This window comes from Zhongshania antarctica (genome assembly GCF_014202945.1).
GTDB lineage: Bacteria > Pseudomonadota > Gammaproteobacteria > Pseudomonadales > Spongiibacteraceae > Spongiibacter > Spongiibacter antarcticus.
This window is the reverse complement of record NZ_JACHHW010000002.1, coordinates 241,858-263,146: the sequence shown is the minus strand read 5'-3', so window position 1 is coordinate 263,146 and position 21,289 is coordinate 241,858. Positions and strand designations below refer to the sequence as shown.

Here is a 21,289-nt window from a genome sequence, read left to right as displayed (position 1 = left end):
TTAGCGGGGCCTTTTTTACCACTCGAATCTGTAAATTAAAACCGAATTCTAAGGTTCACGGGAGTCACCATGTTAGACGCGAAAATGAAAACCCAGTTGGAGGCTTACCTCCAAAATCTAAAAACACCGGTAGAGCTGGTCGCGTATCTCGATGGCCAAGATAAATCCCGGGAACTTGAAACCCTGATGAACGAGGTATCTGCGCTATCGCCGCTGGTGTCGCTGGTTCAGGGTAACGATCAAGATGCACGTCGACCCGCTATGGGCGTCCGTTCCGTGGCCAGTGGCACCGAGATGCGGTTTGCTGGCGTGCCGCTTGGTCACGAATTTACCTCATTGGTGTTGGCGGTGCTGCACAGCGGCGGCCACCCCATGAAGATAGATAAAGAGCTGATTGAACAAGTGCGCAATCTTGACGGCGAATACCGCTTTGAGACCTACATTTCTTTGAGCTGCCAGACCTGCCCCGAGGTGGTTCAGGCGCTAAATATGATGGCGGCGATCAACCCGCAGATTCGCAATGAAATGATCGACGGCGCGATGTTCCAAGACGAAGTGGAAACGCGCAAAGTGCTGGCGGTGCCAACCGTATTTATGAACGGCCAACAGTTTTCTCAGGGCCGTATTAGCTTGGCCGATATCTTAAAGAAGATGGACAAAAACGCTGGTGCGAGAAGCCTTAAAAAACTCGCCGAGAAAGACATATTCGATATGTTAGTGGTTGGCGGTGGCCCCGCTGGCGCGTCGGCGGCAATCTACGCCGCTCGCAAAGGTATCCGCACTGGCGTGTTGGCCGATAAATTTGGCGGCCAATTATTAGATACCGTGAGTATTGAAAACTTTATCTCGGTTAACGAAACCGAAGGTCCAAAACTAGTCGCCAATCTGGAGGCCCACGTTGGTGCTTACGATGTGGATATTATGGCGGGCCACCAAGCTAGCGGCTTATCGGTAGCTGAGGATGGCAGCATCGAGATCAGCGTCGAGGGTGGCGCGGTATTGCGCAGCCGTTCGGTGTTGCTGGCAACCGGTGCTCGCTGGCGCGAAATGAATGTGCCCGGCGAACAAGAATACCGTGGTAAGGGCGTGGCCTACTGCCCGCACTGCGACGGCCCGCTGTTTAAAGGTAAATCGGTTGCGGTGATTGGCGGTGGTAACTCGGGTATTGAGGCCGCCATCGACCTTGCGGGAATCACCGGCCATGTCACCGTGTTGGAGTTTGACAGCAAGCTGCGCGCCGACGCGGTTTTGCAGCGCAAGGCACGCTCACTAAAGAACGTCGATATTATCACCAGCGCCCAAACCACCGAAGTGCTAGGTGACGGCGACCGAGTGATTGGTTTGGCGTATACCGACCGCCAAAGCGGCGAGACCAAAACCATTAGTCTGGCGGGTATCTTTGTGCAGATTGGTTTGGTGCCTAACACCGAGTTTTTAAAAGGGGTGGTAGACCTTAGTCCGCGGGGCGAAATTGAAATTGGCGCGCGCGGTGAAACCTCGGTGCCTGGTGTGTTTGCCGCCGGCGACGTCACCACCACGCCCTTTAAGCAGATTGTGATTGCGGTGGGCAGCGGCGCAACCGCCGCCTTGGGCGCCTTTGACTACTTGATTCGCCTGCCGGTGATGGAAAACAGCGCCGAGCAAGTTGCAAGCCAAGCCGCTTGACCCCTATTTGATATGAATACCCTGTTGCCCCTCACCGAGGGGCTTTTTTTTGCCTGAACTTCACCAAAAATATTTTAGCGAATACCCTGACAATTGCCTTGGCGGCGCGTTTATAGATATGACGATTAGCAAACCCTATCTTGCGACACATGGAGAGCCACATGAAATACGCCGCCAGCTTGTCACTACTTATTATCTTTGCGATAGCTTTTATATTTTTACGAGGGCCACAAGATTCACTCTTAGAAAATCAGGGCACTTCAGAAATTCCAGCCCGAAATGAATTCGAACACCACGCGATAAACGAGCTCGCTGAGCCGCAGCGGAATGCGGTAAAGGACGACGCTTATACATCCGCTATTAGCCTGTCAGCCTCCAATCCGGTATCTGAACAGAGACTTGAGGAGCACTTTGCTGGCGCTCAGGCGGCAGCTGCGCATGCTAAGCAAATAAAGGAGTCCGCCATGCTGGTAAGGCAGCGATCTCATTTTATCGCGGATTCGGATGCCTCAATGACCATCCCTCTTCGAGACAGAGAAGGCTATGCCGCCAAAACCGAGAACCGCTTTTTGTCGGTGGCGCTATCGCCGCTATCTACCTTTGGGCTTGAAGTAGATTCGGCGAGTTACGCTAATATGCGTCGTCAAATCAATAACGGCCAAATCCCCGTGCCCGCCAGCGTAAGACTAGAGGAGCTGGTGAATTATTTTGACTATAACTTCCCTGCGCCAACAGGTAAGCACCCCATTGCGGTGATGTCAGATTACGCCATAGCACCTTGGAATTCCGCGCACCGCATTGCCATGATCGGCGTGAAGGCGGTGGACACCACCGCTACTAGTGATCGCGGCGCACGTATTACCTTTTTGCTCGACACCTCGGGCTCTATGAACAGCCCCAATAAATTGCCGTTACTGATTCGCAGTTTTCAAACCTTGCTCTCGAATTTAAAGCAAGATGATCAGGTTGCGATTGTGACTTACGCGGGGAGTGCCGGAGTGGTATTGCCGCCCACGCCAGTTACCGAATCTAATCGCATTCAGCGGGCCTTGGCCAATCTTAGCGCAGGTGGCTCTACCGCCGGTGGTGCAGGCATCGCCCTGGCCTATGATGTTGCCCGCAAGCAGTTTGATAGCAAGGCCACTAACCTAGTGATTCTCGCCACCGACGGCGACTTTAATGTTGGCGCCAGCAGCGACGGCGAGCTAAAAGCAATGATCGAGAAGCAGCGCGCCAGCGGCGTATTTCTTTCGGTGATTGGCATGGGCACCGGCAATTACCAAGACGCGAAAATGCAGGTCTTGGCCGAGGCCGGTAACGGCGTTGCGCATTATTTGGATTCCGACGCCGAAGCCCAGCGCTTGTTTGGCTCAGAGCTAAGCCGCACCCTACACATTGCGGCTAAAGACGTGAAAGTGCAGGTGGAGTTTAATCCGGCTGCGGTAGCGGAGTACCGGCTGTTAGGCTATGAATCTAGAGTAATGAACGCCGAGGATTTTCGGGACGACAAAAAGGATTCTGGCGAAATCGGCGCAGGCCACTCGGTGGTCGCGCTTTACGAAATCATTCCCACTGGTAACGGCACCGCGCCAGATATTGAGCGCCGCTACCCAACAGTTCGCAGCGCGGGTACTCAGGCAATGGAGTTAGGCTTTGTGAAAATTCGCTACAAGCAGCCAGATGGCGACAAAGGCATTGAATTTGCGCATGCTATGACAACACAGGCTAAGGCGATTGAATCCGCTACCGCTGATTTGCGTTGGGCTTCAGCCGTCGCGGAGTTTAGCTTGGTACTGTCGCAGTCTGAGCATGCAGGCACAGCCAACTACGCGGAAGCCTTGCGCCGGGCAAGAGCGGTATTGCCGCTTATGTCAGATGACAAACGCAGCGAATTTATTGGCCTGATCGAAAGGCTTACCACTACTAGGACCGTCCAAGAGTGAAAGAGAAAAATATCGAAGACTGGCTCACCCAGCTTAAAAATCCGAGCGAGTGTGAGTCAGATCGAGAACAAGCGATTATGGCCGCGATCAAGTCTGGGCTGAGCGCGTCGCAGCAGTCTATTGAAGTAGACCAGCTGGCTCTGCAGCGCCTGCATCGACGTATCGAGCAAGAAGGCCTTTACCAGCAGGCTAAGTATCAGCAACCTAAGGTGAAACGTGGCCGAAATTTACATCGCTATGGCTATGCCGCGGCGGTGTTAGCTGGCTTAGCGATTATGCTCGATCTGTCTGTTTTCAACGGGCCAACACGGCAGGCATTGCGCAGTGCAGGCGATTCCGACTCTGCGCAATTTAAGATGATGGCCGCGTCGCAACAAATGCGTAAAGACATAGCGGAAGAGGAGATGATCGAATCTAGGGCCGAGGCAATGTCTGGCGAACAGTATCTGGCGGACGCTGCTAAAAATGAAGCGGCTGAAATGAGCAGCGCGATGGCAAAACGCGATCGCGTTGCCGCGGCGCTGCTAGCGAATGAGCAACATCAGGCTGCGCGCCAGAAAGGGGGTGTCGTCGCACATCGCCTAGTAGTAACTGAGAAGCAGTGGCAGGCGCTAAGGGAACTTGCCGGTGAGGGTATCTCGTTAAAGCAGGGCGCCAACGTTGGCCGTTGGATATTGCAGCTTAATAGTGAAGCAGATGCGCAGCGCTGGCGGAAAGCCTTGCCAGAGTCCGAGCGGAATAAACCGTGGCCAATTGCTCAGCGAATTGAATTTAAATTAGAGGTAGTCGAAACGCTGCGCGGTGACCACAATGAATAATGCCGAGGTCGACGCGCTTATTGTGGATCTTCAGGCTGGAGGTGCCCAGCGCAAACACGCCGTAACCCAGCTCTATTCAGAATTTTCTGGAAAATTTACCCGCTTCTTGCAACTCCGTGGTGCACCAGAGTCGGAGTCAGAAGACCTGATGCACGATATCTTCCTCGCTTTTATTAAGCGCTGCGATGGCTTCACCCCAAGCGGGCAGGGGCGGGGGTGGTTGTGGTCAGTAGTGCGCTCAAAACTTGCAGATCGCTACCGCCAAACAATTAAAGAGAATACCGAATCCTATGAGGATAACTGGCAGGTAGAATCTGGAAGCTACGACGAAGCGCGATTGCAAGCCTGTATCGCCGGCCAAATGTCGGTGTTTACCCAAGATTACCCCGAAGGTGCCCAAGCACTATCGTGGGTGATTGATGATGAGCTAGACCTGCGCTCAGTAGCGGAGTTGCTCGGCCGCAGTTACGGCGCTACCCGAGAATTTATGTCGCAAATAAGGTCGCGGTTACGAGCCTATATAGACCCGTGTTTGTTGGGGTGATCTTCCCAGAGTGTTTTGAAGTATATGTGAGTTCGTCTTGGCGTTCATTCTGAATTCGATTCAGAATCCAATGCCGCCGAACTTGCTCCCAGACACGCGATCAGATGCCGTGACAAGTCCTGGATGACGGCTATTTTCACAATAGCGGACGTATAGCACCGCTGTATATCGGTCTCGTGGTTAGCTTAATAAAACGGTGTTTTTTTGTCGCTAGGATTTATGCTCGGTTTATCGGAGCGCTTGTTTTTTCAGCTCTCTCAAGAAAAAGGTTTGTAAGTTCAGCCACATAGGGAGTAGGGGCAAGACATATGAGACCTCGCCAAAATTACATATGCACGGACTGTGGTGGTTTTCATTGGCATGATAATCACATTTGCAGATCATGACTGGACTGTAAGGGGTGTCTTTCTATCGGTGTTGTACTACCATTAATTAAGAAAGCCTAACTGAGTGAGTTAGAGGATATCAATTCAAGGTAGATTCGCCCTGCGAGCCGGACGCCCTAATGTGCGTTCTTTAGTTGCGGAGTAATATTTCAAACGAACCAAAGGTAACGGGATTATGAATAATAATATTTTAATAGCAGGCCTGTGTGCCCTGCTAATGGCGTGTGGGGGAGGTGGCTCATCTTCAAATGGCTCAACCAATACGCAAACAGGCCGATTCTTAGATAGTCCCGTTGCCAATATTGGATATAGAACGGAAACCTTGGAGGGTGTTACGAACTCCCTTGGGGAGTACGACTACGTTGAGGGTGAAACGGTCACTTTCTTTATCGGTGATCTTGAATTGCCACCTGTTAACGCAGCAAAAACAGTGACACCTCTAAATTTAGCTGGTAGCGACGACACATCTAACTCAACGGTTGTAAATATTTTACGGTTAATTCAAACGTTAGATGAAGATGGAAATCCTGAAAATGGGATTACGATAAGCGACACGGCAAAAGGTCAAGCTGCTCAGGTAAATTTTGACTTATCAATAGCCGATTTTGAATCGTCGCCTGCCGTGACAAATCTGGTGGCAAACTCGGGCTCATCGAATTCTGTACTCATATCGGAAAATGATGCAATAGCGCACTTTGAAAATACATTGAAAGATGAGGGCTTGGTAGATGATCTGAACTTTGATGCGGATACATTGCCAGGCGCATATGACGTTGTTGGGGAAGAAGGTGGTGACTTTTCTGGTACTCATCGATATACATTTAAAGAAAATGGGACTGTTGATATTGTTTACGATGATGGCACTGCTGACACAGAATCATGGTCGGTTAATGACGATGGACAATTAGTTTTTTCTGGCTCAATTGCTGACGTATTTACATTAACGTCTGGTAGCCAATCTTTGGGCAATATGGATCTTGTCATTGATGACGCAGATGGGAGCCCTGTGTTAAATACAACGGGAACCATTGAGCGTCTTGACACACTGTTTGATGCTGCGACCTTGCCTGGAGTCTATGAAGTAGTTGGCGCAAGTGGTGGTGACTTTTCTGGTACTCATCGATATACATTTAAAGAAAATGGGACTGTTGATATTGTTTACGATGATGGCACTGCTGACACAGAATCATGGTCGGTTAATGACAATGGACAATTAGTTTTTTCTGGCTCAATTGCTGATGTATTCACCTTGACGTCAGGTAGTCAATTATCAGGAAATATGGAACTTGTTATTGATGATGGAGATGGGAGCCCGGTGCTCAACACTACAGGAACCATTGAACGTATTAGTGCATTGTTTGAAGCGGCGACCTTACCTGGAATTTATGAAGTAGTTGGCGCAAGTGGTGGTGACTTTGCCGGTACACATCAATATACATTTAAAGGAAATGGCACTGTTGATATTGTTTACCATGATGGTACTGCGGATACAGAATCATGGTCGGTTAATGACGATGGACAATTAGTTTTTTCTGGCTCAATTGCTGATGTATTCACCTTAACGTCAGGTAGTCAATTATCAGGAAATATGGATCTTGTTATTGATGATGGAGATGGGAGCCAGGTGCTCAATACTACAGGAACCATTGAACGTATTAGTGTGCCATAGAAACTTAATAAGACGCTCGAATCGACCGAAAAGGCTCCAGTCCAGCCGCAAATACGGGCGTTGAGACTGTAGGAAAATCCATTCGATTTGTTTTTTTGAGCGTCCGCTTATTACCAATACCTGCCTGCGGTTTCGCACTACAATAAGTGCTATAGGTATTGCGGCCATCTTTAATGATCTTTTTGTTTCTATGAGGTTTGTCCGTGACCACTTACATTCACGCTGATTTCGAACAGCGTATTGTCATTCGTCCAGGAGACTATCGCTGGGTCGATTCGCCCATGCCCGGTGTCGAACGCATGATGCTCGACAGAATCGGCGATGAAGTCGCTAGAGCCACGTCGATTGTTAGATATGCGCCCTTTAGTGAGTTTTCACCACACCTTCATGCAGGTGGTGAAGAGTTTTTGGTGCTCGATGGCGTTTTTTCAGACGAGCATCAGGATTACCCTAAGGGCAGCTATGTTCGTAACCCAATAGGGACCTCACACAAACCTCGTATAGGAAAAGATGGCGCAACTATTTTTGTTAAACTACACCAGTTTAGTGATACTGACACAGAGCAAAAGGTGATTGATACGCACACAGCATCTTGGCGGCAGGGCCTTGTAGACGGACTAACAGTCATGTCATTACATGAATTTGAAGGCGAACACGTAGCCCTAGTAAAGTGGGCACCCAATACACAATTTAGCACTCACCAACATTGGGGGGGCGAAGAAATCTTTGTTATAGAAGGCACTTTTCACGACGAGCACGGCGCTTATCCAAAAGGCTCTTGGTTACGCAGCCCGCACCTGAGTCGGCATACTCCGTTTACAAAGGAAGACGGTGCGCTTATTTATGTAAAGGCTGGGCACCTGGTTCCGTCGCAATAATACTACCCCTCAGCCCCAAAACACCTTGAATGCGGAGCCGTACAGTGCGCCCGCCCGCTTATTACCTAGCAGCAATGTATCAATCTGCAGCAGCACTGATTTCAAACCGAAATAGCCACTCTGCGGGGCTATAACTATATCTCCAGGCAAACAAAAAAGGCGAGGGCCCGAAAGCGCTCGCCTTTTTAATAACTAACCGCTTAACTTGCTTTTTCAATGCTGATTATTTCTTGGGTTTTGGCATTGATAAAGCATTCGGCGCGATAGGCGGATTGCTCTGGAGACTGAATCAGCAATTGTACTTTACGGGAGTTTGATGGTCCGCTAATGCCTTTGAAGCGCGCGCGAACGGCGTCGCCATTTTCACTGAATTTCTCCACGGTGCTGTCTTTGCAGGCGGCGACTAAGTCTTTGGTGGCTTCGCCGGCGTGGGCGCTATTCAGTGCGCCGATGACCAGGCCAAAGGTAAGAATGATGTGTTGGAATGCGTTCATGATGGCGCTCTCTTGTCAGTGTGGATTCTGCCGAGGCAGGTAATTTGGTAACAAATTGCTTTGTGTTGGTAACGTGGTCAGTGTAGGTTGTGCGTATATAATGGTAAATGACCAAAAATACACATGTATGGTGCAAATATGCAGGCGATGGATTGGAGTGATGTGCATTACTGCTTGGCAGTGATCCAAGAGGGCTCGGTGACAGCCGCGGCGAAGAAGCTGGGTGTTAACCACACCACGGTGTCTCGGCGCATAAGTGCACTGGAGAAAACGTTGCACGCGTCCTTGTTTGATCGCTCTACCTCGGGCTGGTCGGTGACCCCGGTGGGGGAGTCTATTTTGCCCAATTTGGAGCAGATGCAAGAGGCCGCGAGCGCCATAGAGCGCAGTGTGCACGCCGATCGCAAGGACCTTAGCGGCACGCTGCGGATTACGGCGCTGGATGTATGTATTCAGCGCATTTTGTTGCCGGGCCTGAAGGCCTTTAGCGAAAAATACCCCAGTATTCATGTGGAGTTATTGGCGTCGGACGAGGCTTTGGATTTGTCGGTGCATGCGGCGGATATCGCCTTTCGCACCACCAATAATCCGCCGCCGAATGTGGTGGGCAAGAAAATAGCCAATTTCAATTATGGGGTTTATGCCACCAAGCGTGTTTGGGAAGACTATATGGCAGGGCGCAGCGAGGTTGGCGCTATTTCGTGGGTGTTAGACGGTAAGGCGATTCCTGAATGGCTGCGGCAAAGCTACCCTGACATGCCGATCCGCTATCGCTCTAACTCCTTGAATGTGATTTACGATTTGGTCAGACAGGGCAGCGGTTTTGCTGAAATCCCCTGTTCACTGGGCAATAGTGATCCCGATTTAATCAAAATCCCAGCGCAGGGTGTCATGGAGCCGATGGGCTTTTGGTTGCTGACGAATCTCGATTTACGCACTACGGCCAGAATTAGAATCTTTCGCGACTTTATGCTGGATTACCTGCGGCCCATAGTGGAGAGGTTCGAGTCGCAGTCTGCCTTGTAAGGTATTTTAATTAAAAAATAATGTTAAACGATATCTATTTGGGTTCTTGCTAGCGAAGCCATGACTTTACTGAGCAACTCGGGTTGTGAGCGCACGCCAAGCTTTGAGTAAACCGCTTTAAGGTGGGAGCGTATGGTACTGTCTTTTACGCCCATTGCCTCTGCTATTTCTTTAACCACTAGGCCCTTACAAAGTAAGCGTGTTACACCGGCTTCGGTACTGGTCAGTTCGTATAAAATTTCCAGCCCCGCTAGGTCAATATTTACATTAGCATCGCTATTCTTTATTTGCAGGAGCACGCCAAGCTCCTGGGTGCCAGGCACGAGGCTCGGTAGCAGATGGGGCTCTACACTAATTTGATATTGCTCGGTACGGGCATAATTTCGGCAGGAGGCTGCACGATTATGAGTGAATTCCTGTAACTTATTTATAAGTTGGGCTACGGTGTTGCGCAGTTTATGGGGCCGAAAAGACAGTTTACCCCCAGTTATACACGCCACGTCTTGGCGTAATAGGTCTTCTGCCAGAGCGTTTTGCGAGACAATTGATGTGTCTTGGCGTAGCAAATAGGCCGCGCTGTCCATAATGTTGGTGATTGAGTCGAAGCCACTTTGCAGTGACTCTAAGGCGATATTGCGTTTGTAAATGGCCAATGCGTTTTGTAAGTGGGGAACAAAGAGGTTGAGGGTTGCAAGTTCTTCGTGACTAAATGGCTTGTGCTGATGGCCGCGCTGAATAGTCACACGAAAGGCCTGGCCGATTTTGGGGTTTTCTATATAAGCGCCGCATGCATAGCGAATATCTAGCGGCTTGGTGTAGTCGGCATAAAATTCAGATGATAAAAAATGTCGATCTGAGATGGCATCACTGCTATGAAATTGGAATAGCGGCATATCGGCCATCGCCTCTGCCCAGACGTCGGTGTGAATATAATGCTCACCGTATACCTGTAGTTCGTCATCGTTCAAATGACGCGATAAAACCATGTCGGTCGCGTGGGTTTGAATATCCTCAAACATTAGCGTTGTGGAGCGCGACGGAATTTCGGTTTCGAGCATGGCAAAAAAAGCCATCCAGCCGTCAGCTTGGTGGGCGTGTCGATAAAGCTCACCGATCAGCTGAGATAATTTACTGCTTTGCATTGAGTAATTGTTGGCCGTACCCACAACTTTTGACTCACTTCCTGTGGGTCGCTGCAGCTGCTGTCCGTTGCATCTCCCCAATCTAGGGGAGGCGTTAAATAAACTATACCGTTAGATTACATGCTGAGCAAATCTAGTAGGTGCTATCGCCGCTCGGTGGCTCGCAGTGATGTGGATGTCTGGCGTGTTGGTGATACCGCACTGGATTTGTGTATGGAGAAGCATCTGTTTATTCAGTGCCACTAGCAAGGAAGCTACCTATTGTTTGAATAGTTAACGCACCAGATATTGAGCGTTGTGGTCGCTAAAATTTATGAAATTCAATTAGGGTGTATTGTGAAAAGGAGAAATTTCATACTGGCTATTTCTGCGCTGCCCGCTGCATTTTTGCCCGTTTCAGCGGTCGCTGGCTGTTTGCAGTATCGAACGTCTACTGTGACTTGCGGCACCTGCGGCGGTGATGGCCGAGAAGACTCCGGCAATAGAATTGGGTCGCCTCGCAGTGAATGGAAAAACAAGCATACCTGCCGAGCCTGCGGTGGCAGCGGGACTATCCAGAAAAGAAGGTGTGTCAGCTATGATAGGCCGAAATCTTCAGGTGGCTATCAAAAATAGATGCCCTTAAAAAGGCAGCGCACTAGTCTAACGACTGCATCGCTGCCTTTTTAAGTCTCTGCACGTACACCCGCGGCTTTTGATAAGTGCGGATCAATGTGTTGTCTAATCATTATAAAGCGCTATAAAAAAGTGCTTTTAAATGACCGCTTTCGAACTTACCCGGCAATTGGTGGATGGTCTTCCGTGTCGTCGGATGTAGAGTAAGGCTCGGGCTCAAACTCTTCTCTAAACGCAGTAACGTGCTCTAGGGCTTCGCCGATATTGGCTTTGTATTTAGCCACGTGAAACAAGGCGTCGCCTTCGTATACCAGCGGTAAAAACGTGCGTCCAATAACGATGCCGTCATCGTTGGCGAGAATCTTGGTATCGGCGTTGTTATTCCCCATAGGGTCAGAAATCAGCGCGAGAATATCGCCCTTGGTGACAAACTCGCCGAGCGGTACCAGCGCACGCAACACGCCGCTGCTCGTTGCTCGTATCCAGCTCGATTGGCCGGTGATCATGCTTTTGCGTTTCGGCTTTTTACTGCGTGACGCCGGCAGCATGCCGATATGGCGCATCACATTAATAATGCCACTGACGCCTGCTCGAATCGCAATTTCATCAAAGCGCAGCGCTTCGCCAGCTTCGTAAAGCAGTACCTGAATATTGTGATTGCTGGCGATTTCGCGCAGTGAGCCATCGCGGGTTGCGGAATGCAGAATGACTGGTGCGGCAAAACTCTCGGCCATGGCGCGGGTCGACTCGTCTTTAATATCGGCGCGAATTTGGGGTAGATTGCTGCGATGCCGAGCGCCGGTATGCAGGTCGATTCCGTGGGTGCATTGCAGCACAACTTCATTGAGAAAGGTGTGCGCCATGCGTCCCGCGAGCGAGCTTTTGGGCGAGCCGGGAAAGGAGCGGTTAAGGTCGCGGCCATCGGGCAGGTAGCGGCTATTATTGAGAAAACCGTGCACATTCACAATGGGGATCGCGAGCAAGGTGCCCCGCAAGGAGCGCAGTGCCTTGTGCTGTAATAAGCGTCGTACGATCTCAACGCCATTGATTTCGTCACCATGAATCGCCGCGCTCACAAACAGGGTTGGCCCGTCTTTGCGACCGCGAATTGCTTTTACGGTCATTGAAAGTTCAGTGTTGGTGTACAGCTGCGCAACCGGCAGTTCTATCTGGGTGCGGCAACCGACGGGAATGTCGGTGCCGGCAATGGTTAGTTTTTTCATATTGTGGTCTTAACCGGTACCTCTGGTTTTATTCTTGTTCGGGCCGGCATTTTCTTCAATGAACTTTACAATTTCTGCGGCAACATTTTTCTTGCTGGCAGTTTCTATGCCCTCTAGGCCGGGTGACGAGTTCACTTCCATAACCAGCGGGCCCCGTGATGAGCGCAAAATATCCACACCCGCTACATTCAGGCCCATGATTTGCGCGGCTTTAACTGCCGTAGCACGCTCTGCTGGGGTGAGGCGAGTGAGTTCGGCGGTGCCACCGCGGTGCAGGTTCGAGCGGAACTCGCCGCTGGCGGCGGTGCGCTGCATGGCCGCGACCACTTTTTTGCCGATGACCAAACAGCGTACGTCGGCGCCGCCGGCTTCTTTAATGAATTCTTGTACGAGAAAGTCTGCCTTTAACTCGCGGAAGGCGTCGATAACGCTCTCTGCGGCCTTGGCAGTCTCGGCCAATACCACGCCGCGACCTTGGGTGCCTTCAAGGAGTTTGACCACCACAGGGGCGCCGCCAACCAGTTTAATAAGTTCTTTGGTGTTGTGGACGTCGTGGGCAAAGCTGGAGATCGGCATGCCGACGTTTTTGCGTGACAGCAGTTGCAGAGCGCGCAGTTTGTCGCGTGAACGGCCGAGCGCGACGGATTCGGTGAGGCTGTAGGTGCCTAACATTTCAAACTGACGAATAACCGCGAGGCCATAGGGCGTGATTGAAGCGCCTATACGGGGAATAATCGCGTCAAAGCCCTCGAGTCGTTCGCCTTTGTACCACACCACCGGCTCGCTGGAGTTTAATTCCATATAGCATTTTAACGTGTCTAAAACACGCACTTCGTGGCCGCGTTCAGTGCAGGCTTCTACAAGGCGGCGTGTGGAGTAAAGGCGTCTGTTCCGGGACAGTATGGCAATTTTCATTGTAGGGTATTCTCTTTGTTATCGGCTGCTAGGCGGATTGTTCAGATTGGCGTGGCTAAGATTTAGTTCCGCGAATTAGTCGGGGCTAGCTTGGTACTATTTGGCTAGGCGACTTTGCGGGTTTTTGACTGGCGCAATAGGATCGGCTGGGGTCAACAATGTAGCGATTCTTCATGGCGGTTCGTCCTAATAACATACGAAATAGCATTTGCGAGCGGTCAGCGAGGGTCATTTCGGCAAGAAACTGTTCGCCGCCAATACAAATGCTCGTCTCTATAACATAGCGCATGCTGCGGTGACCGCCAGAATCGGTAACCTGTCGATAGTCTTTTATCGGTGCACGGCAGGCAACGAGCTCGGTGGTCTCGTGTTGTTGGGGGTTCACTTTAAACTCTACCCACTGCTCGCCGTTTACTTCAATTGCCTGGATGTCAAAGGCGTGAAGTGAGGAGCTACGGGCGCCAGTATCAATTTTTGCCTTAATACCGTTTATGCCCAATGCGGGTAGGGTGACCCACTCTCGCCATCCTAATGTTGTCTGTGGCAAATGTGGCCTCGCAATGTCATTAGACTAAGTTTGGCAGCATAGCCGCTATGCGGCTTGGGGAGTAGCTTTTAAGTGGCTTATTTTTGCTGAAGAAATTGGCTGACACGCCCCTATTGCAGGGGCGTGGTGGGAATTAGCAGGCTAAGTGCTATTTCCGGATCATGGCTTTTAGGGTTTTATCGGCCTTGTCGCCGTAGGGGGGAATCATGCCGCCCAGTTTCTGGAAGTTAATATTGCTTTGTTTATAAATCGCTTTGGCATGGCTGAAGGTTTTGAAACCGTCCGCACCGTGGTAATTGCCCATGCCACTAGGGCCAATGCCGCCAAAGGGTAGATCTTCGCAGCTAACATGGAAGATAACATCATTGATGGTAACTGCGCCGGACACGGTGTGATCCAGTATGTGTTGCTGCTCGGTTTTATTCTTACCGAAGTAATACAGCGCCAATGGTCGAGGGCGGGCATTGACGTAGGTAATGCAATCGTCGACTTGGCGATAGGTTTTAATGCAGATAATCGGGCCAAATAACTCTTCTTGCATTACTAGCATGTCGTCGCTGGGGTTTACCACCAAGGTGAGCGGGATCTTGAAGGTGCCTTGTTGCTGACTGAAATCTTCCTTGGCGGGGTTAAGTTCGCGAACATCCGCACCTTTTTCCCGCGCGTCAGCCAGGTAACTTTGCAGGCGCTGATAGTGACGTTCGTTAACCACCGAGCTGTAATCTGGGTTGTCACGTAGGGTGGGGAACATAGTGGCGATATAGGCGCTAGCGGCTTCGGTAAATGCCGCCAATTGATTTTCCGGCACAAACACATAATCTGGTGATAAGCAGACTTGGCCGACATTCAAAATTTTGCCACCGAAAATGCGCTCTACGGCCTCTTGAATTGGGTAACTCTCACTGACAATTACCGGTGATTTGCCGCCGAGCTCCAAAGTGACGGGGGTTAAGTTGTCGCTGGCGGCGCGCAGTATATGACGGGCAATGCTGGTGGCACCGGTAAAGATAATGTGGTCGAAGGGCAGTGCCGAAAATTCTGCGCCGACGTTTGGGCCACCATTGAATACGGCAATCTCGTCATTGGAAAAATATTTGGCGGTTAGGGTGGCAAGTAATTCGCCGGTTTTAGGTGTAACTTCAGAGCACTTAATCATGGCGCGGTTACCGGCCGCCAACACGCCAGCCAGTGGTGAAAAGACGGTGTTCAAGGGGAAGTTCCAGGTGCCGATGATGCCGACTACGCCTTTGGGCTGAAACTCTACCCGCGCTTTAGCGCCCATTAAATTCATGGGGAAGGGCGCGCTGCGCTTCTCGGCTTTCATCCATTTTTTGACGTGTTTTTTACTGTGTTTAAGGCACTCAATGGTTGCGTAAATGTCTGACATCAGAGATTGATGGCTGCTGCGGTGGCCAAAATCTTGGGTTAGCGTGTCGACAATGATGTCGCGATTATCAAACACTAAGTCGATTGCCCGGCTGAGGCGATCGATACGCAGCTCTGCGCTGACTGCACCCTCTTCGGTGCACAGTTGCCGTTGGCGGTCGAGCGTAGCGCGCATACTGTCTAATGTTGGGCTGCCTGGGGCGTTATTGAGATTGGTCATTGAGCTCTCCTGGGTTTGTTGTTGTTATGTTGAAAGAAAAAAGTGTTAAAAAGCCGTTTGGGCATTAAATCAAAAGGAATCAGATGATGAAAAACGCGAAAAGCCTCATTTTGAATTGTGCGGCGGCCTTTGTATTGTCCGCCGCGCTGCCCATTTTTGCCCATGCCGCCACCTTGCCAGAAGCGCCTCATGTGGTGGTTGCCGCCCGGGGTGAAGTGGAGGCCATGCCGGACATTGCGCGCCTGCAGCTGCAAATCTCCGAGACGCAAGACAGCGCGGTAAAAGCCAAAAGCGCAGTGGATCAGCGCAGCGCGCAAGTCCTGAATGCCGTGGCCGAGCAAGGTGTGCCCGAGCGTGATATTCGCGCCTCGCAGATTCGCATTTACCCTGATTACGAGTGGCAAGACGGCAAGCGTGTGCTGCGTGGTCAGCGGGTTGAGCGCACGATTGACATTACCTTGACGGATTTGTCGCGCTACGGCGGCCTGCTTGACGCCTTGGTTAACGCCGGCATTAGTGAGCTGGGTAATGTCAGTTTTGATTTGTCGCAAAGAGCGGCGTTGCAGGCTGAGGCCGTAGAAGCCGCCATCGCAGATGCCAAGGCCAGAGCTGAGGTGCTCGCGGCGGGTTTTGGTCACAAGCTCGCTGGCGTTTATCACATTGACGAGGGCGCTAGTGCACCGGTCGTCTACGAACGGGCTATGATGATGGACGCGAAGGTCGGCGGGGAGGCGCCGATGCTGATTGGCAAAGAGACCGTTAGCGCAAGTTTGACGGTGGTGTTTTTGTTGAAATAATGCGCGCCTGGCACTCAGTTTTGGGGCATAAAAAAAGCACCCAGAGTGTGGGTGCCAAGCGGGGGTGTTACTCCTGGGACCATTGTTAGGAGCAAGGGTCAATGAAACTGTTGCCATAGTAGCGCTCATCTGACCAGGTATATATTCGTAATTGTGCGTATCACGGGGCTGGTAGGAAAAAGACGGCATTTCTAGTTAACTTCTTGAAATTTAAGAAGAAGCTCTGGGGTATTGCTGAAGTCGCGGGTGCTGTCGGCGGTGCGTGTAGCGATCTCAATTTGCGGTGTGCTGTAACTGAAGCAAACGCCGAGCATAACGTCACGATCTTCATTAGCGGCTTTGCCGACTTGAGCGTCAATGTTATAGCGACGGGCGCTCGCGACAAAATAGCCTTTTTGCAGGATAAAGGCGGCCTCGCGCTCCTCGCCTGTAAAGCACGCTGAGGCCCATTTGCTAAAGCCTTTGTAGAGCACCTTATGTTTAAGCTCGTCTGGTCCGGTAATTTCCCAATTACAGGTTTGCCAGCGATGGAGGAGCTTGCCATTGGCGTAGACTTCAGCCGCCGCGGGGCTGTTGTCATCGGCCTGATCTTCTACACAGATATCATAAATTAACTCAGCTACGCTGCGCCTGCTGTGGCGAATGGCCAATAGTGCTAAATCGAGTAGGTGGGTGCAGTTGGATGACGAGTCTGTGAGCGGGATCAGTGTTTGAATATCGTCGCACAGTGCTAAGCCGATTAATTTGCGCAGAGGCTCTACCGCGCCAGGGCAAGTGTCAAAAGGGATGCGCAGCACTTCGCTTTGGATATCAGTGACTTTTTCGCCATCGTGAAAAATAGTGCAGCGAAAGCCATGGTTGGTGTCTTCAAGTTCGCCGTGAACCTGGCCCGGTTCAGATGTGAGGCGAATACGACGCCGATAGCGGCCGTGGCTATAATCAGGGTTTTTCGGGTAGTCTTCCACAGTCGACATATCGCTCTCCACAATGAACTAGAATAGTAGCGAGTTTGTATTGGAAGAGTATGACCTTAGCGGTCTAAATGAGTGACGGTTTCGGTCAGTCTGAATCGTTCTACACACAGCGTGGGTATGTAATGCGACTTTTTTTGAGTTATTTGGCCTTGGCGTGGTTAGGTATTGGTGGCTGGCTCCTGCTAGAGCCCGCTGCGTTAGACGCCTACGCGGGGGTCGCGGCGACGTCGGTTGATGGCACAATTGAATTGCGAGCAATGTATGGCGGTATGGAGCTGGCGATAGGGCTAAGCGCGCTTTGGGCGCTGTGGCGCCCCCGCTGGGCCTGCCATGTCTTATTTTTGAACGGTGTTATTGTCGGCGGTATTGGTGCTGGTCGGTTATTAGGTGCAGTGTTGGCAGGTAGTGCTTCGGGCTACACCTTGTCTGCGCTGTTATTTGAGTTGAGTGCGGTGGCGTTATGCTGGGTATTTGCCAAGCGCTTGCGTAGCGGAGATCAAAGCAGTGGATGAGTATCAGCAGCTAATTAGTGTGATATCCCTAACGATGGGGGTAGCTTGGGCCAGTGGCTTAAATTTATATGCGGCTATTTTGGTGTTGGGTCTAGGTGGCTCTGTTGGTGGCATTGATCTGCCTGAAAGCTTGGCCGTGGTGCAAGACCCTGCGGTTATTTTAGCGGCGGGCTTAATGTATGCGGTGGAGTTTTTTGCCGACAAAATTCCAGGGGTGGATACTGGCTGGGATGCGCTGCACACCTTTATTCGAATTCCTGCTGGCGCCTTGCTTGCAGCGAATACGGTGGGCGACGTCAGTCCTGCCTTGCAGCTGGCGGCGGGCATTGTTGGCGGTTCGGTAACCTCGGTTACCCACGCGGCAAAGGCGAGCACCCGAATGTTAATCAATACCTCGCCGGAGCCAGTGAGTAATTGGCTGGCCTCGATTAGCGAAGATGTCGCCGTTTTTGGAGGCTTGTGGGTGGCGTTAAATCACCCCGTGCTGTTCTTAATCGGCTTTATTGCGTTTTTACTGTTGTTAATTTGGTTGCTCCCCAAATTATGGCGGGGTATCGCGCGTATTTTCCGCAAAATTGGTCAGTGGTTGGGCTTAAGTAAAGAAACCAACGCGGCGTTGGCGGGCGCCGGGGAGGCGACATCCGAGTTGGCGAAGCCGAGCTCCCTCGTCGATGCATTGCAGGGTTTGGATTCGCTTCATCAATCGGGCGCGCTGAGTGACGCCGAGTACGCGACGGCAAAGGCGTCGGTTATTGCCGAGCACACCAGTGCAAGCGCTAGGTAGTATGCACTACTGAAAACTGTGCGGTGTCGGGCGTTCTCAGCACAAACCCGATGCGCTGGCTGAACAAATGCGTTTTAATCTGCAGGCAGATAAGCGCGGCAGGTCAGCCTCGCGCCTTGTAATAGACAATTGAGTGGCTAAATACGTGCGAATAATGGATTTTTACAGGTGTTAGTGCCAATGAGCTTTGCCCGAAATATGTGTCGTTTTGTTGTGTGTTTGTCGCTAACCATGAATGCCGCACACGCCGGACTAGTGCAAGATTTGCTTGAGCAGACGGGTATTTTGGCCGTTGTTAGCCCGGTTACAACGGCTGTTGGTATTGATCTCAACGACAGTCTGGGTGCGCTTGATGCTGGTCTGACTGGCAATATACAACCACTGGCAGACGAGTTGACTAGCCTCGCCGTGACAGATGATTTATTGGCGATGGATCAAGGCATATTGGCCGCGGACGAGGGTGGCGGGGCTGTGGCCATCGATGCGCTCGGTTCAGCCAAAGATCAACCCGCGTTGATACCCCTCGCGAATATCGATCCGGTTTTTACCGCAGGCCGAATGCAGGCCGATGCCTACGCCTGCGCCGATGGCGATGGTGACGGCGTCTGTGATCAAGATGACCAATGTTTAAAAACCCCCCGTGGTATTAAAACCCTGGCCAATGGCTGTTATATCGATGGCCCTCAGGCCCAGCCACTGGACGGGGTGTTTTTTGCCCACGATAGTTCGCGGCTGAGCCTTGCCGCCAAAGCCGTTTTGGCTATGGTGGTTCCGGTTATTCAGCAATCCGATGCCAAGCGTATTGAAGTGGGTGGTCATACCGATTCGCTGGGGGCCGATGAGTATAATTTGCGTTTGTCTGAGGCCAGAGCAAATGCCGTGCGAACGTATTTATTGAGTCAGGGCGTGAGTGCTGAGCGTTTGGTAGCCAAAGGTTATGGTATGTCGCAGCCCCGTGCCGATAATAGTACTGAGGCCGGTAGAGAGACGAACCGCCGCGTTGAGTTAAAGCGTCTGTAGGGCGTGTATTCCAATAAAAACCCGACACTACGATTAGCCGAATTGCCGGGGCTGATGCCCCGTCAAATATTTGAGGAGAGTTTGAATGGCAATTGATCTGCCACCGGTAATGCCCCCCCAGCTTGCGAGTCAAATACAAATAGAGGCCTCGGCGCGTGTTGAGACTGCGGCGATAGCGGCGGTGATTGGCGGAATTAATGTTCGCGTTATTGGCAATACGCAGCTCTCTACCGTGCAAGTTGAGGCGCTCTTAGCTGAATCCGAATCACCCTCAGAAGCCATCACGTCGCTGACGCGGCGGTATTATAATGCTGGGCATTTGCTGGTGAGTGTAAGCTATTACCGTGTTGAGAATACCGTCACGGTACTGGTGAATCAGGCTGCGGTGAAAGGTGTGCGCGGCAACCCGCAAGTCACCGCGCATTTCGCGAGTTTGGTTGGCGACCGCGATTTAAGCTTGGCGGAGTTTGATCGCGCGCGGGTTTTGGCCGATTTGCAAGCTGAGCGCGCGGGCTTGGCTTACAGTATTGCCTATGAACAGCACTATGATAATCAGGTCATTCTGGATTTTCGAGAGCAAGTGCTTGTCGATCACGATGCCACCGACCTTGTTCTGGAAATGAGCAATAAGGGCAGTCGATTCCTTGGCCGTTATTTTGGTCTTGCGGGCGTTAAGCATCAATTTGCCAATGGCACAGAACTGAATATTGCCTACCGAACTATTTTTGACGAGCTGGGCGAGGCGGGAGATGGCGACGATTATCAACAGCTTGATTTCGGTGTTGAGCATCCCTTTCGCTTTGGTCTGTACGGTATTGAAGTCAGTCATATTGAGTATCAGCGCCGGCCCCAGTTCACGAGCAGCAGGACTGGTGCTGGTCTATGTTTGCCGCCGCTACTGAACTGTCCTGTTGTGACGAGCAATGAAACACTGCATTTGGATGCAGAGATAGATAGTGTTGCGCTGTCGGGTGAGCAGCTGCTGTACAGTAACCCGGTGCAGCGCTGGACGGTATTTGAGCGGCTGGAACACGTGAGTTCAGAGCTGCAGTCGGCGGCTCAGGGTGCACCATTATTAGAGGAACGCTACCAAACGCTGGAGCTGGGTGGTAAGTATTTCGTGCGGGGGCATTTGGCCGATGCCCCGTCTTATCTCAAGCTTCAGCTGTCACTTAAAAGCGGATTTGGCGGCGGTGGCAGTTTTGCGACCGACACCAGCGAGGGCGTGAGTATCGGCAAACGCGAAGCGGAATTTATCTTGCTGCAGCCAAAGCTGGGTTATAAGTTTGCGGTGGCGCAGGGCTATGAAGTGGCCTTGAATTTCAACGGTCAGTTTGCCGACAACACTCAGCTGCCTCAGCAACAACAGTTTGTCCTTGGTGGTATGAGCAGCATGAGCGCCTACTTGCCCGGCGTATTAATTGGTGATGACGGTTACTTTCTACACCTCGCTGCCAGCGCCAAGCCCCAGTGGTGGGGTTTGGCTTGGGAGTCGTCTTTGTTTGTTGAATACGCCGCGACGCATTTCAATAATGCCAGCGGTGACTTGGCGTCTACTCAGCGCTTGGCCGATGCCGGGTTCCGGCTCGTCTTGAAGCCGGGTTATGGCTTTGAGACGGAACTGCTGGCCGCAGTGCCGGTTATGGATGAAGTCATCGATGAGCCGCGTTTAGCGGCATTAGAAGCGGATTTCTTTTGGCGTCTGCGCTGGGTTTTTTAGGCGCGGGAGTT

At 51.4% G+C, this 21,289-nt stretch carries 19 protein-coding genes; 12 read left to right on the top strand and 7 right to left on the bottom strand.

What is annotated here, in order from left to right:
- The first annotated feature begins 69 nt into the window (after nucleotides 1-69).
- The 6 genes from ahpF (at nucleotide 70) to HNQ57_RS04055 (ending at nucleotide 7,903) form a co-directional block, all read left to right on the top strand.
- Complete coding sequence (gene ahpF / locus HNQ57_RS04080) at nucleotides 70-1,665, top strand: alkyl hydroperoxide reductase subunit F (RefSeq protein WP_184461345.1); 1,596 nt, start codon at nucleotides 70-72, stop codon at nucleotides 1,663-1,665.
- Nucleotides 1,666-1,826: 161 nt separating this feature from the next.
- Nucleotides 1,827-3,608: a vWA domain-containing protein gene (locus HNQ57_RS04075; protein WP_184461344.1), complete on the top strand. Its 1,782-nt coding sequence runs from the start codon at nucleotides 1,827-1,829 to the stop codon at nucleotides 3,606-3,608.
- Entirely contained in the window at nucleotides 3,605-4,426 is an 822-nt protein-coding gene (locus HNQ57_RS04070; protein ID WP_184461343.1) for a hypothetical protein, read from the top strand. Before HNQ57_RS04075 ends, HNQ57_RS04070 begins: the two co-directional genes overlap by 4 nt.
- Nucleotides 4,419-4,970, top strand: coding sequence for an RNA polymerase sigma factor (locus HNQ57_RS04065; protein WP_184461342.1), 552 nt, complete (start codon nucleotides 4,419-4,421; stop codon nucleotides 4,968-4,970). The genes HNQ57_RS04070 and HNQ57_RS04065 overlap by 8 nt, the downstream gene beginning before the upstream one ends.
- Nucleotides 4,971-5,531: 561 nt before the next feature.
- On the top strand, nucleotides 5,532-7,025 hold the full coding sequence (locus tag HNQ57_RS04060) for a hypothetical protein (protein WP_184461341.1): 1,494 nt from the start codon (nucleotides 5,532-5,534) through the stop codon (nucleotides 7,023-7,025).
- A 203-nt stretch (nucleotides 7,026-7,228) separates the two neighbouring features.
- Nucleotides 7,229-7,903, top strand: a complete 675-nt coding sequence (locus HNQ57_RS04055) for a cupin domain-containing protein (protein WP_184461340.1) — start codon at nucleotides 7,229-7,231, stop codon at nucleotides 7,901-7,903.
- A gap of 200 nt (nucleotides 7,904-8,103) precedes the next feature.
- On the opposite strand, the gene HNQ57_RS04050 is transcribed toward HNQ57_RS04055, so the two are convergent.
- Nucleotides 8,104-8,397: a hypothetical protein gene (locus HNQ57_RS04050; RefSeq protein ID WP_184461339.1), complete on the bottom strand. Its 294-nt coding sequence runs from the start codon at nucleotides 8,395-8,397 to the stop codon at nucleotides 8,104-8,106.
- Between the two features lie 123 nt (nucleotides 8,398-8,520).
- Here HNQ57_RS04050 and HNQ57_RS04045 point away from each other — a divergent pair, with 123 nt between their 5' ends.
- Nucleotides 8,521-9,423: a LysR family transcriptional regulator gene (locus HNQ57_RS04045; protein ID WP_221301568.1), complete on the top strand. Its 903-nt coding sequence runs from the start codon at nucleotides 8,521-8,523 to the stop codon at nucleotides 9,421-9,423.
- Between the two features lie 23 nt (nucleotides 9,424-9,446).
- Here HNQ57_RS04045 and HNQ57_RS04040 read toward each other — a convergent pair whose 3' ends face one another.
- The 5 genes from HNQ57_RS04040 to HNQ57_RS04020 all read right to left on the bottom strand — a co-directional run bounded on the left by HNQ57_RS04040 (nucleotide 9,447) and on the right by HNQ57_RS04020 (nucleotide 15,471).
- Nucleotides 9,447-10,565, bottom strand: coding sequence for a helix-turn-helix transcriptional regulator (locus HNQ57_RS04040; protein ID WP_184461337.1), 1,119 nt, complete (start codon nucleotides 10,563-10,565; stop codon nucleotides 9,447-9,449).
- A 773-nt stretch (nucleotides 10,566-11,338) separates the two neighbouring features.
- Complete coding sequence (locus HNQ57_RS04035; protein ID WP_184461336.1) at nucleotides 11,339-12,403, bottom strand: succinylglutamate desuccinylase/aspartoacylase family protein; 1,065 nt, start codon at nucleotides 12,401-12,403, stop codon at nucleotides 11,339-11,341.
- A gap of 9 nt (nucleotides 12,404-12,412) precedes the next feature.
- A complete protein-coding gene (rimK, locus tag HNQ57_RS04030) occupies nucleotides 12,413-13,318 on the bottom strand; it encodes a 30S ribosomal protein S6--L-glutamate ligase (protein WP_184461335.1) in 906 nt (301 codons plus the stop codon).
- Between the two features lie 85 nt (nucleotides 13,319-13,403).
- Nucleotides 13,404-13,865 (bottom strand): ATP-dependent zinc protease family protein, encoded by a 462-nt coding sequence (locus HNQ57_RS04025; RefSeq protein WP_184461334.1) that lies wholly within the window; start codon nucleotides 13,863-13,865, stop codon nucleotides 13,404-13,406.
- A 148-nt stretch (nucleotides 13,866-14,013) separates the two neighbouring features.
- Nucleotides 14,014-15,471 carry a coniferyl aldehyde dehydrogenase gene (locus HNQ57_RS04020; RefSeq protein WP_184461333.1) on the bottom strand — a complete coding sequence of 486 codons (1,458 nt, stop codon included), beginning with the start codon at nucleotides 15,469-15,471 and terminating at the stop codon, nucleotides 14,014-14,016.
- Between the two features lie 86 nt (nucleotides 15,472-15,557).
- On the opposite strand from HNQ57_RS04020, the gene HNQ57_RS04015 reads away from it, so the two are divergent.
- Nucleotides 15,558-16,268, top strand: coding sequence for an SIMPL domain-containing protein (locus tag HNQ57_RS04015; RefSeq protein WP_184461332.1), 711 nt, complete (start codon nucleotides 15,558-15,560; stop codon nucleotides 16,266-16,268).
- 191 nt (nucleotides 16,269-16,459) lie between these two features.
- On the opposite strand, the gene HNQ57_RS04010 is transcribed toward HNQ57_RS04015, so the two are convergent.
- On the bottom strand, nucleotides 16,460-17,242 hold the full coding sequence (locus tag HNQ57_RS04010; RefSeq protein WP_184461331.1) for a DUF2889 domain-containing protein: 783 nt from the start codon (nucleotides 17,240-17,242) through the stop codon (nucleotides 16,460-16,462).
- Between the two features lie 68 nt (nucleotides 17,243-17,310).
- Here HNQ57_RS04010 and HNQ57_RS04005 point away from each other — a divergent pair, with 68 nt between their 5' ends.
- The 4 genes from HNQ57_RS04005 (at nucleotide 17,311) to HNQ57_RS03990 (ending at nucleotide 21,278) form a co-directional block, all read left to right on the top strand.
- Nucleotides 17,311-17,754: a DUF4345 family protein gene (locus HNQ57_RS04005; protein ID WP_184461330.1), complete on the top strand. Its 444-nt coding sequence runs from the start codon at nucleotides 17,311-17,313 to the stop codon at nucleotides 17,752-17,754.
- Complete coding sequence (locus HNQ57_RS04000) at nucleotides 17,747-18,538, top strand: DUF4126 family protein (RefSeq protein WP_184461329.1); 792 nt, start codon at nucleotides 17,747-17,749, stop codon at nucleotides 18,536-18,538. Before HNQ57_RS04005 ends, HNQ57_RS04000 begins: the two co-directional genes overlap by 8 nt.
- A gap of 180 nt (nucleotides 18,539-18,718) precedes the next feature.
- The gene (locus HNQ57_RS03995; RefSeq protein ID WP_184461328.1) at nucleotides 18,719-19,558 is read left to right on the top strand and encodes an OmpA family protein; all 840 of its coding nucleotides are present in this window, start codon (nucleotides 18,719-18,721) and stop codon (nucleotides 19,556-19,558) included.
- 85 nt (nucleotides 19,559-19,643) lie between these two features.
- A complete protein-coding gene (locus HNQ57_RS03990; protein ID WP_184461327.1) occupies nucleotides 19,644-21,278 on the top strand; it encodes a ShlB/FhaC/HecB family protein in 1,635 nt (544 codons plus the stop codon).
- Nucleotides 21,279-21,289 lie beyond the last annotated feature (11 nt).

Coding starts and splice junctions, on each gene's coding strand:
- ahpF (WP_184461345.1), top strand. CDS start 70: ATGTTAGACGCGAAAATGAAAACCCAGTTGGAGGCTTACCTCCAAAAT.
- HNQ57_RS04075 (WP_184461344.1), top strand. CDS start 1,827: ATGAAATACGCCGCCAGCTTGTCACTACTTATTATCTTTGCGATAGCT.
- HNQ57_RS04065 (WP_184461342.1), top strand. CDS start 4,419: ATGAATAATGCCGAGGTCGACGCGCTTATTGTGGATCTTCAGGCTGGA.
- HNQ57_RS04060 (WP_184461341.1), top strand. CDS start 5,532: ATGAATAATAATATTTTAATAGCAGGCCTGTGTGCCCTGCTAATGGCG.
- HNQ57_RS04050 (WP_184461339.1), bottom strand. CDS start 8,397: ATGAACGCATTCCAACACATCATTCTTACCTTTGGCCTGGTCATCGGC.
- HNQ57_RS04045 (WP_221301568.1), top strand. CDS start 8,521: ATGTATGGTGCAAATATGCAGGCGATGGATTGGAGTGATGTGCATTAC.
- HNQ57_RS04040 (WP_184461337.1), bottom strand. CDS start 10,565: ATGCAAAGCAGTAAATTATCTCAGCTGATCGGTGAGCTTTATCGACAC.
- HNQ57_RS04035 (WP_184461336.1), bottom strand. CDS start 12,403: ATGAAAAAACTAACCATTGCCGGCACCGACATTCCCGTCGGTTGCCGC.
- rimK (WP_184461335.1), bottom strand. CDS start 13,318: ATGAAAATTGCCATACTGTCCCGGAACAGACGCCTTTACTCCACACGC.
- HNQ57_RS04020 (WP_184461333.1), bottom strand. CDS start 15,471: ATGACCAATCTCAATAACGCCCCAGGCAGCCCAACATTAGACAGTATG.
- HNQ57_RS04015 (WP_184461332.1), top strand. CDS start 15,558: ATGAAAAACGCGAAAAGCCTCATTTTGAATTGTGCGGCGGCCTTTGTA.
- HNQ57_RS04010 (WP_184461331.1), bottom strand. CDS start 17,242: ATGTCGACTGTGGAAGACTACCCGAAAAACCCTGATTATAGCCACGGC.
- HNQ57_RS04005 (WP_184461330.1), top strand. CDS start 17,311: ATGAGTGACGGTTTCGGTCAGTCTGAATCGTTCTACACACAGCGTGGG.
- HNQ57_RS03995 (WP_184461328.1), top strand. CDS start 18,719: ATGAGCTTTGCCCGAAATATGTGTCGTTTTGTTGTGTGTTTGTCGCTA.
- HNQ57_RS03990 (WP_184461327.1), top strand. CDS start 19,644: ATGGCAATTGATCTGCCACCGGTAATGCCCCCCCAGCTTGCGAGTCAA.